This window comes from Geodermatophilus ruber, assembly GCF_900114385.1.
Classification (GTDB): Bacteria; Actinomycetota; Actinomycetes; order Mycobacteriales; family Geodermatophilaceae; genus Geodermatophilus; species Geodermatophilus ruber.
The window spans coordinates 176,609-185,875 of the sequence record NZ_FOSW01000010.1; the positions used below are offsets into that span (position 1 = coordinate 176,609).

Consider the following 9,267-nt stretch of genomic DNA (forward strand, 5'->3'; position numbering starts at 1 on the left):
CGGCGCGGCCGAGCGCGCGCGCGACCGTTCCCGCGGGGCCCGCGATGCGTTGCACTGGGAGGCGTCCCATCCGCACCGCCTGCCGAGGAGAGGGTCATGACCAGCACCACCGAGACCGGCGACATCACGGGCACCCGCGACAAGGACTACGACCTGATCTGGTTCACCGAGCAGTGCCTGAGCAACGCCCTGCGCCTGGACCTCTACACGCAGGACGCCGAACGGGCCGGCGACCAGGAACTCGTCGACCTGTTCCGGCGGGCGCAGGCGGAGAGCCGCAAGGGCGCCGAGCAGGGCAAGCGGCTGCTCGCCACCCGCCTCAGCGGGTGAGCCCGGGTGGGGGCGGGCCGGCGCCCGCCCCCACTCAGGAGACGGTCACGCCCCGCCAGAAGGCCACCCGGTCGGTGATCTCCTTCGCGGCGTCCTTCGGCTCCGGGTAGAACCAGACCGCGTCCGGGTTGGTCTCGCCGTCGACCTCGAGGGTGTAGTAGGACGCCGTCCCCTTCCACGGGCAGAAGGTGGTGGTGTCGGAGGGGCGCAGCACGTCGTCGCGCACCGCCTCCCGGGGGAAGTAGGCGTTGCCCTCGACGATCACGATGTCGTCGGACTCGGCGATGACGGTCCCGTTCCAGCTCGCGGTGGCCATGTGGCCGGGAACACCTCCCGCCCGGCGGGGCATTCCCGGCCGTCCCGGTCCGGCGGCTCAGGACGGCGAGCGCAGCCGGGCCTGGACCTGCTCGGCGCCGCGCTGGACGGCGGGGGCGAAGGCGCGGATGGATTCCGCGTCGGCCATCCGGCTGCTCGGGGCCGCCACGCCGAGGCCGGCCAGCGGCTGGCCGACGGTGTCCTTGAGGGCGACGGCCACCGCGCAGACGCCGTCGGCGCTCTCCTCCCAGTTGAGGGCGTAGCCCTGGGCGCGGATCGCGGCCAGCTCGGCCTGCAGGCCGGCCAGGTCGGTGAGGGCGGCGGTGGTGCTGGCCGGTGGCAGGGACCCGTCGGGGTAGCGGCGGTCCAGCTCGGCGTCGGAGAGGCCGGCCAGGATCGCCTTGCCGACGGCGGAGGCGTGCGCCGGCCGGACGACGCCGGTGCGGTTGCCGACCCGCACCGACCGCGGGCTCTCCACGCAGTCGACGAAGCGGACCGTCGTCCCCTCGAGCAGGGCCAGGCTGACGGTCTCCTGGGTCTCCTCGCGCAGCTGCTCGAGCACCGGGCGGGCCACCCGGCGGATGTCGATGCGGCTGACCGCGGCCAGCCCGACCTCGTACAGGGCCGGGCCGGGGCGGTAGGCGCCGTTGGGCCGGTCCTGCATCACGAACCCGCGCCGCCGCAGCGCGGTCAGCAGCCGGTGCGCGGTCGAGCGGGCGACGCCGAGGAGATCCGCGGCCTCGGCGACCCGCAGCGCCTGCCGGTCGCCGACCAGCTGGAGCAGCCACAGCGCGTTGTCCACCGACGTGGTCGTGGGGCTCTCGGACGGCTCGCCCGGGGGCCGGCGACCCGAGGTGTTCGACATGGCGGAACTCTATCGCGTCGACTGTACTCAGGGTGGAACAGATGCCTAGCCTGACGTGCATGACCTGGGATCCCGCCACCGCCGCGGCGGTGCGCCCCGACCGGCCCGTCGTCGTGGTCGGCGCCGGCCCGGTCGGGATGACCGCCGCCGCCACCCTGGCCCACGAGGGGCTGCCGGTGGTCATCGTGGAGCTGCACCCCGAGCCCCGGCCGGACTGGCGCGCCAGCACCTTCCACGCCGCGACCCTCGAGCTGCTCGAGTCCATCGAGATCACCGACCAGATGCACGCCGAGGGCCTGGTCGTCCCGACCTACCAGTTCCGCGACCGGGTCGAGGGGCTGGTGGCCGAGTTCGACTTCCGGCTGCTCGCCGACGAGACGCGCTATCCGTACCGGCTGCAGCTCAACCAGCAGCACCTGGTGCGGATGCTGTTCGACCGGCTGCAGCAGGACCCGGGCGTGCAGCTGCGCTTCGGCACCCGGCTCACCGGCCTCCGGGTGGCCGGCGACGGCCCCGTCCTGGAGCTGGAGGGCCCCGACGGGCACACCGAGCTGGCGGCGTCCTACGTCATCGGCGCCGACGGCCCGCGCAGCGCCGTCCGCAACGCGGTGGGCGTGCCCTTCGAGGGGTTCACCTACCCCGAGCGGTTCGCCATCACCAGCACCTCGGTGGACCTCCAGCAGTTGCTGCCCGACCTCGGCCACGTCAACTACGTGGCCGACCCGGAGGAGTGGCTGTTCATCCTCCGGACGCCGGAGGCCTGGCGGGTGGTCTGGCCCGTGCCCCCGGAGCTGAGCGCGGAGGAGGCCGGCGACCCCGACCGGCTGCAGCGCCAGCTCCAGCGGGTGGCGCCCTGTGAGCCGGGCTACCCGGTCATCGACCACCAGGTCTACAACGTGCACCAGCGGGTGGCGGCGGCGATGCGGGTCGGCCCGGTGCTCCTTGCCGGGGACGCCGCGCACATCAACTCGCCGATCGGCGGCGTGGGCCTGAACTCCGGGATCCACGACGCCATGGACGCCGCCCGCCGGCTGGGCCGCATCGCCCGCGGCGAGGCGGACGTCGAGGCGGAGCTGGCCACCTACGACCGGGTGCGGCGGACCGTCGCCCTGGAGTACGTGCAGGCTGACACCCAGCGCAACACCGACCGGCTGCGCGAGCGCGACGACGCCGTCCGCCGGCAGCACCAGGACGACATGCGGGCGATCGCCGCCGACCCGCAGCGGGCCCGGGCCTACATCCGCCGGGTCTCGCTGCTGGAGAGCGTGCAGCGGTTCGGCATCGGCCGGCCGCCCGCCGAGCTGCAGGAGGAGGCGCTCCGATGACCACCAGCCCCGAGACGCGCACCGACCTCGAGCTGGAGGCGCTGTACCGCGACCTCGCCGCGGTGGACCTCAAGCCGCTGTGGACGATCACCGAGCAGCTGCTCACCCCCACGCCGCAGCCGAAGGCGATCCCGTGGCTGTGGTCGGCGGCGACGATGAAGCCGCTGGCCCGCCGGGCGATCCAGCTCGTGCCGGTCGAGCGCGGCGGGGAGCGGCGGGTGCTCAGCCTGCAGAACCCCGGCCTCGGCGGCCGGCCGTACGCGGCCGGCACCCTGTGGGGCGCGTTGCAGTGCCTGGGCCCGCGGGAGACCGCGCCGGCGCACCGGCACACCCCCGGCGCGATCCGCTGGGTGCTGGAGGGGGAGGGCGTCTGGACGACGGTCGACGGCGACGCCTGCGACATGCACCCCGGCGACCTCGTGCTCACCCCGTCGTGGAACTGGCACGACCACGTCAACGGCGGCGACTCGGAGATGTTCTGGTTCGACGGCCTGGACCTGCCGATGGTGGAGGCGCTGGACGCGGTGTTCTTCGAGCAGTACCCGGGCCTGGGGGAGAACCAGCCGCAGCCGGCCGAGCACAACCTCTCCGAGCGGGCCCACCCGCCGGGCACCCGCTACGTGCAGGGCGCCGTCGACGGGGCGCTGACCCCGGCCCCCTCGCCACTGCTCATCTACCGGTGGGCCGACACCGCCGCCGAGCTGGACGCGCTGGCCGCCGGCTCGGACGAGCCGCTGATCGCGCTGGAGTACGTCAACCCGACCACCGGGGCCAGCGTGCTGCCGACCCTGGCCTGCTCGGTGCTGCGCGTCCGGGCGGGCGGTCGCAGCCGGCCGGTGCGCCGGTCGGGCAATGCCGTCTACGTGGCCTTCCAGGGGCACGGGTCGACGGTCATCGACGGGCAGCGCTTCGACTGGGGCCCCGGTGACATGTTCGTCGCGCCGTCCTGGTCCGCGGTCGAGCACGCCGCCGACGAGCAGGCCGACCTCTTCCTCCTCACCGACGCCCCCGTGCTGCGGGCGCTGGGCGTCCACCGCGAGCAGGTGCTGCCCGGCCCGCAGCCGGTGACCGGCACCTTCACCCCCCGCTGAACTGGAGCCCTGTGAAGCTCGCCCTCTTCGACGACGCCCGGCTCGGGGTCGTCTCCGCCGACGACACGACGCTGGTCGACGTCACCGACGCACTGCCCTGGCCGCACGACCCTGACCCGCTCACCGCCGGCTGGTGGCGGGCGCTGTGCCGGGACTTCGCGGCGGTGGCGCCGCGGCTGCGCGAGGCCGCCGCGGCGGGCACCCCGCGCCCGGTGGCCGGGGTGACCCTGCGGGCGCCGGTGCTCGGCCCGTCGAAGGTGATCGCCGCCGCCAGCAACTACGGCGCGCACGTCGCCGAGATGCACGGGGTCCAGGAGCGGACCCTCGGCCGGGTCGAGGCCTGGATGATGGAGTTCGACGTGTTCCTCAAGGCGCCGTCGTCGATCGTCGGGCCGGGCGCGGCGATCGTGCTCCCGCCGGACGTGGTGGCGGCCGGGCACGAGGTGCACCACGAGTCCGAGCTGGTGGTGGTCATCGGTGCCGGCGGCAAGGACATCCCGGTCGAGCAGGCCATGGACGCCGTCCTCGGGTTCACCGCCGGGCTGGACATCACCGTGCGCAGCGCCGCCGACCGGTCCCGCCGCAAGAGCTACGACACCTTCAGCCCGCTGGGGCCCTGGCTGGTCACCGCCGACGAGATCGGGGACGGCTCGGACCTCGACATCCGGCTCGCCTGCGGCGGCGAGCTGCGGCAGGAGGTCAACACCGGCGACCTGCTGACCCCGGTGCCGCAGATCGTCTCCTACGCCTCGCAGGTGATGACGCTGCTGCCCGGTGACGTGCTGTTCACCGGCGCCCCGCCCGGGGTCGGGCCGATCGCCGCGGGCGAGAAGCTGGAGATGACGATCAGCCGGATCGGCTCGATGACGGTCGCCGTCCACTGATCGGTTCCGCGCAGCAGAACGCCGACGGCGACCTGTCGTGCTGTCACGAACCGCGCCCTAGCGTCAGAGGCGTCCTCGCCCAACGACGTGGAGGGAGCGTGCCGTGACCACGCTGGAGAACCGTCCGGGGCCGGTCGATTTCGACAGCCCGGAGCACCAGGGCAAGCTGGCCGAGCTGTACCGCGACTTCGACGCGGTCGGCATGACACCCCTGTGGCGCACCCGCGAGGGGCTCATGCCGCACCACCCCGAGCCGCGGGCGGTGCCGCACCTGTGGCGCTGGTCGCAGCTGTACCCGCTGGCCGCGCGCAGCGCCGACCTGGTGCCGGTCGGCCGCGGCGGGGAGCGGCGCGCCATCGGCCTCGGCAACCCCGGCCTGCCCGGTGACCCGTACGCGACCCCGACCCTGTGGGCGGCGATCCAGTACCTCGCGCCGCGGGAGAACGCGCCCGAGCACCGGCACTCGCAGTCGGCGTTCCGCTTCGTGCTGGAGGGCGAGGGCGTGTGGACCGTGGTCGACGGCGACCCGGTCGCGATGCGCCGCGGCGACCTGCTGCTGACCCCCGGCTGGCACTTCCACGGTCACCAGAACGTCTCCGACACCCCGATGGCCTGGCTCGACGGCCTGGACATCCCGCTGGTGGCCGCGACCGACCAGGGCTTCTTCGAGTTCGGTCCCGACGAGGTGCGGGACAAGGCCACGCCGGACCGCAGCCGCTCGGAGCGGCTGTGGGGCGGCCCCGGTCTGACCCCGGTGTCGGCGGCCGGCCGGCCGCGCCCGTCGTCGCCGCTGATGGCCTACCGGTGGGCGCACACCGACGCCGCCCTGGCCGCCCAGCTGGAGCTGGAGGCCGAGGGGCAGCCCGGGGTCGTCGAGCCCGGGCACGCCGCGGTCCGGTTCACCAACCCGACCACCGGCGGGGACGCGCTCACCACGATCCGCACCGAGATGCACCGGCTGCGGGGCGGCACCCGCACCCGGCGCAGCCGCACCTCGGCGTCCTCGGTCTGGCAGGTCTTCTCCGGCGGCGGCACGGTGACCATGGACGGCCTCGACCGCACCCTCGAGCACGGCGACGTGTTCGTCGTGCCCGCGTGGACCGAGTTCTCCCTGCAGGCCGCCGACGGCTCCGCCACCGACGGCCTGGACCTGTTCGCCTTCTCCGACGCCCCCGTCCTGGAGAAGCTGTCCCTCCTTCGCACCGAGGTGAGCAACTGATGCGCCTGGCCACCATCCGCACCGCCGGCGGCACCCGCGCCGTCCGGATCGACGGCGACCGCGCCGTGGAGACCGGGCACGCCGACGTCGGCGAGCTCCTGGCGCGGCCCGACTGGCGGGCGGTCGCCGAGGCCGCCGACGGGCCGGCGCACGACCGGCCGAGCCTCGACCTCGCCCCGGTGGTGCCGCGGCCGGGCAAGATCATCTGCGTCGGGGTCAACTACGGCGCGCACATCAAGGAGATGGGGCGGGAGACCCCGCAGTTCCCGACCCTGTTCGCCAAGTTCCCCGAGGCGCTGGTCGGCGCGTACGACGACGTCGTCCTGCCGGCGGCGTCGGAGGCCGTCGACTGGGAGGCCGAGCTGGCCGTCGTCATCGGCTCGACGGTGCGGCACGCCGATGAGGCCACCGCCGCCGCCGCGATCGCCGGGTACACGGTGCTCAACGACGTGACGGCGCGGGACTGGCAGTACCGCACGCTGCAGTGGCTGCAGGGCAAGACGTTCGAGGCCACGACGCCGCTGGGCCCGGAGCTGGTCACCCCCGACGAGGCCGGGACCGGGCTGGACCTGACCTGCGCCGTGGACGGGGAGATCGTGCAGTCGGCCAACACCGCCGACCTCGTCTTCGGCCCGGTGGAGACGATCGCCTACGTCTCCACGATCCTGACCCTGCGCCCGGGTGACGTCATCGCGCTGGGCACGCCCGGCGGGGTGGGGCACGCCCGCGACCCGAAGCGCTACCTGCAGCCCGGCCAGGTGCTGACCACGGCCATCGCCGGCCTGGGGGAGTGCCGCAACACCTGCGTCGCGGAGAAGGCGGCATGAGCCGGCCCGCCACGCTCGACCGGTGGGCCGAGGGCGAGCGGCTGCTCGGCACGGCCCTGGGCCGGCTCACCGACGCGGAGTTCGACGCCCCCTCGCTGCTGCCCGGCTGGGCGCGCCGGCAGCTGCTCGCGCACCTCGCCCGCAACGCCGACGCCCTGGTCAACCTGCTCACCTGGGCGCGCACCGGGGTCGAGACGCCGATGTACCCCTCGGCCGAGGCCCGCGAGGCCGGCATCGCCGAGGCCGCCGCGTTCGACGCGCCCCGGCTGCGCGCGGAGGTGCTGGCCGCGGCGGGCCGGCTGGCCGACGCGGTGCACGGCCTGCCCGAGGAGGCCTGGACGGCGACGGTGCGCACCGCACAGGGACGGGATGTGCCGGCCGCGGAGGTGCCGTGGATGCGCTGCCGCGAGGTGTACGTGCACGCCGTCGACCTGGACGCCGGCGTCACCTTCGCCGACGTCGCCGAGGACGTGCAGGCGGCGCTGATCGACGATGTCTTCGGCATGTGGGAGCGCCGCGGCCAGCTGCCCGACGTCCGCGTGACCGCGGGCGACCGCACGTGGGGGACCGGGTCGCTCGCCGTCTCCGGCCCGCTGCCGGCGGTGACCGGCTGGCTCACCGGGCGGAGCGCCGGGAAGGGGCTGGACGCCGACGGCGGGATCCCGGAGGTGCCGGCATGGCTGTGACGACGGCGGAGCCTGCGGTGCGGGCGGCCGAGACCACGGCGGACGTGGTCGTGGTCGGCGGGGGCATCGGCGGGCTGACCGCCGCGCTGGCGCTGGCGCGGTCCGGCCGCTCGGTGCGGGTGCTGGAGCGCTCGGCGGAGTTCGCGGAGGTCGGCGCGGGGCTGCAGCTGGCGCCCAACGCCACGCGGGAGCTGGCCCGGCTCGGGGTGCTGGACGAGGTGGTCGCCCGCGGGGTGCTGCCCCGACGCCTGGTGCTGCGTGACGCCCTCGACGGCGCCGAGCTCACCTCCCTCGACCTCGACGAGGAGTTCCGGAAGCGGTACGGCGGGGTGTACGTCGTCGCTCACCGCTCGGACCTGCTCGACGTGCTGGTCGAGGCCTGCGCGGCGGCCGGGGTGGCGCTGGAGACGGGGCGGGCCACCGTCGACGTCCGGCAGGACGGCGAGGTCGCCGAGGTGGTCTGCGCCGACGGGGCGGTGCACCGGGCCGGTGCCGTCGTGGGCGCCGACGGGCTGCGCTCGTCGCTGCGGACCCGGCTGTCGGACGACGAGCCGGTCGCCTCCGGTTACGTCGCCTACCGGGGCACCGTGCCCTTCGCCCGGGCGGGGGCGCACGTCGACCCGGCCGACGTGACCGTCTTCATCGGCCCGGGCCTGCACTGCGTGCAGTACGCGCTGCGGGGCGGGGAGATGGCCAACACCGTCGCGGTCTTCCGCTCCCCGGGGTACCTGGCCAACCCCGACGACCCCGACTGGGGCGGCCCGGAGGAGCTGGACCAGGTCTTCGCCGGCACCTGCGCGGCCGTGCAGGAGGCACTGCCCCTGCTCTGGCGGGACCGGCGCTGGCAGATGTTCGACCGCGATCCGATCCGGCAGTGGGTCGACGGCCGGCTCGCGCTGCTCGGCGACGCGGCGCACCCGATGCTGCAGTACCTGGCACAGGGGGCCTGTCAGTCGATCGAGGACGCCGTTGCCCTGGCCGGGGCGCTCGCCGAGACGCGGGACGTGCCGGCCGCGCTCGATGCCTACGCCGAGGCCCGCCGTGACCGCACGGCGCGGGTGCAGTCGACCGCGCGGGTGTGGGGCGAGATCTGGCACGTCGACGGCGTCGCCCGGCTGCTGCGCAACGAGCTGCTGCGCACCCTCGACCCGGCGCAGCACGGCCCCCGGTACGTCGACTGGCTCTACGGCCCGCCGCAGGTCTGAGTCCACGGGCGCCCCGGGGAGCAGTGCTGGTGGCCGGCTCTCACGGCTCTCAGAACGGCGGCGGATCGTCGACTTCCCTCGGCGGCTCACCTGCCGTTCGTCCTGATGGCGGAAGGTCGTCGTCGGTGCCGTAGGCGGGTGGTTGGGTGATCACCTGGGTGCCGCCGGGCAGGGTCCAGGCGATGCCGCCGTCGGGCATCGGTCGCATCGACCAGCCGGGTGCCTGGTGGGAGAGCCGGTGGTGGTGCTCGCACAGGCAGCACAGGTTGGCGTGCGCTGTCGGGCCGCCGCGGGCGTGCGGGAGCTGGTGGTCCAGGTCGCATCTGCTCGGGCGGGCGCGGCAGCCGGGGAAGCGGCAGCGGCGGTCGCGGGCGCGGACGAAGGCGGCCAGCGCTGCGCCCGGCCGGTACCCGGGGGTTTCCGGTGGCGGGCCGGCCCGGCCGCCGGTGCGCAGGGTGGCGGCGTCGGTGAGGGCGAGCAGGGCGCCGGTGAGCGGGTGGGTGAGCGCGATCCGCGGGCG

At 75.1% G+C, this 9,267-nt stretch carries 11 protein-coding genes; 8 read left to right on the top strand and 3 right to left on the bottom strand.

All coding sequences use genetic code 11. The annotated features are described in order from the left end of the window. Positions 1–96 precede the first annotated feature (96 nt). Complete coding sequence (locus BMZ50_RS16540) at positions 97–330, top strand: hypothetical protein (protein ID WP_091326694.1); 234 nt, start codon at positions 97–99, stop codon at positions 328–330. 34 nt (positions 331–364) lie between these two features. Here BMZ50_RS16540 and BMZ50_RS16545 read toward each other — a convergent pair whose 3' ends face one another. After that, complete coding sequence (locus BMZ50_RS16545; RefSeq protein WP_091326697.1) at positions 365–646, bottom strand: DUF427 domain-containing protein; 282 nt, start codon at positions 644–646, stop codon at positions 365–367. A gap of 57 nt (positions 647–703) precedes the next feature. After that, on the bottom strand, positions 704–1,510 hold the full coding sequence (locus BMZ50_RS16550; protein WP_091326701.1) for an IclR family transcriptional regulator: 807 nt from the start codon (positions 1,508–1,510) through the stop codon (positions 704–706). 59 nt (positions 1,511–1,569) lie between these two features. On the opposite strand from BMZ50_RS16550, the gene BMZ50_RS16555 reads away from it, so the two are divergent. From BMZ50_RS16555 to BMZ50_RS16585, 7 genes are all read left to right on the top strand, one after another. Beyond that, positions 1,570–2,835, top strand: a complete 1,266-nt coding sequence (locus tag BMZ50_RS16555; RefSeq protein ID WP_177212840.1) for an FAD-dependent oxidoreductase — start codon at positions 1,570–1,572, stop codon at positions 2,833–2,835. Next, on the top strand, positions 2,832–3,926 hold the full coding sequence (locus BMZ50_RS16560) for a cupin domain-containing protein (RefSeq protein ID WP_091326707.1): 1,095 nt from the start codon (positions 2,832–2,834) through the stop codon (positions 3,924–3,926). Before BMZ50_RS16555 ends, BMZ50_RS16560 begins: the two co-directional genes overlap by 4 nt. 11 nt (positions 3,927–3,937) lie before the next feature. After that, on the top strand, positions 3,938–4,810 hold the full coding sequence (locus tag BMZ50_RS16565; protein WP_091326710.1) for a fumarylacetoacetate hydrolase family protein: 873 nt from the start codon (positions 3,938–3,940) through the stop codon (positions 4,808–4,810). A gap of 103 nt (positions 4,811–4,913) precedes the next feature. Next, positions 4,914–6,029: a cupin domain-containing protein gene (locus BMZ50_RS16570; protein ID WP_218146303.1), complete on the top strand. Its 1,116-nt coding sequence runs from the start codon at positions 4,914–4,916 to the stop codon at positions 6,027–6,029. Beyond that, the gene (locus BMZ50_RS16575) at positions 6,029–6,856 is read left to right on the top strand and encodes a fumarylacetoacetate hydrolase family protein (protein ID WP_091326713.1); all 828 of its coding nucleotides are present in this window, start codon (positions 6,029–6,031) and stop codon (positions 6,854–6,856) included. Before BMZ50_RS16570 ends, BMZ50_RS16575 begins: the two co-directional genes overlap by 1 nt. After that, on the top strand, positions 6,853–7,542 hold the full coding sequence (locus tag BMZ50_RS16580; RefSeq protein ID WP_091326716.1) for a maleylpyruvate isomerase family mycothiol-dependent enzyme: 690 nt from the start codon (positions 6,853–6,855) through the stop codon (positions 7,540–7,542). Before BMZ50_RS16575 ends, BMZ50_RS16580 begins: the two co-directional genes overlap by 4 nt. Continuing rightward, positions 7,533–8,747: an FAD-dependent oxidoreductase gene (locus BMZ50_RS16585; protein WP_091326720.1), complete on the top strand. Its 1,215-nt coding sequence runs from the start codon at positions 7,533–7,535 to the stop codon at positions 8,745–8,747. The genes BMZ50_RS16580 and BMZ50_RS16585 overlap by 10 nt, the downstream gene beginning before the upstream one ends. A 49-nt stretch (positions 8,748–8,796) precedes the next feature. Here BMZ50_RS16585 and BMZ50_RS24320 read toward each other — a convergent pair. Then, positions 8,797–9,267, bottom strand: a 471-nt coding sequence (locus BMZ50_RS24320) for an HNH endonuclease (protein ID WP_177212841.1), incomplete at its 5' end; no start/stop codon positions are given.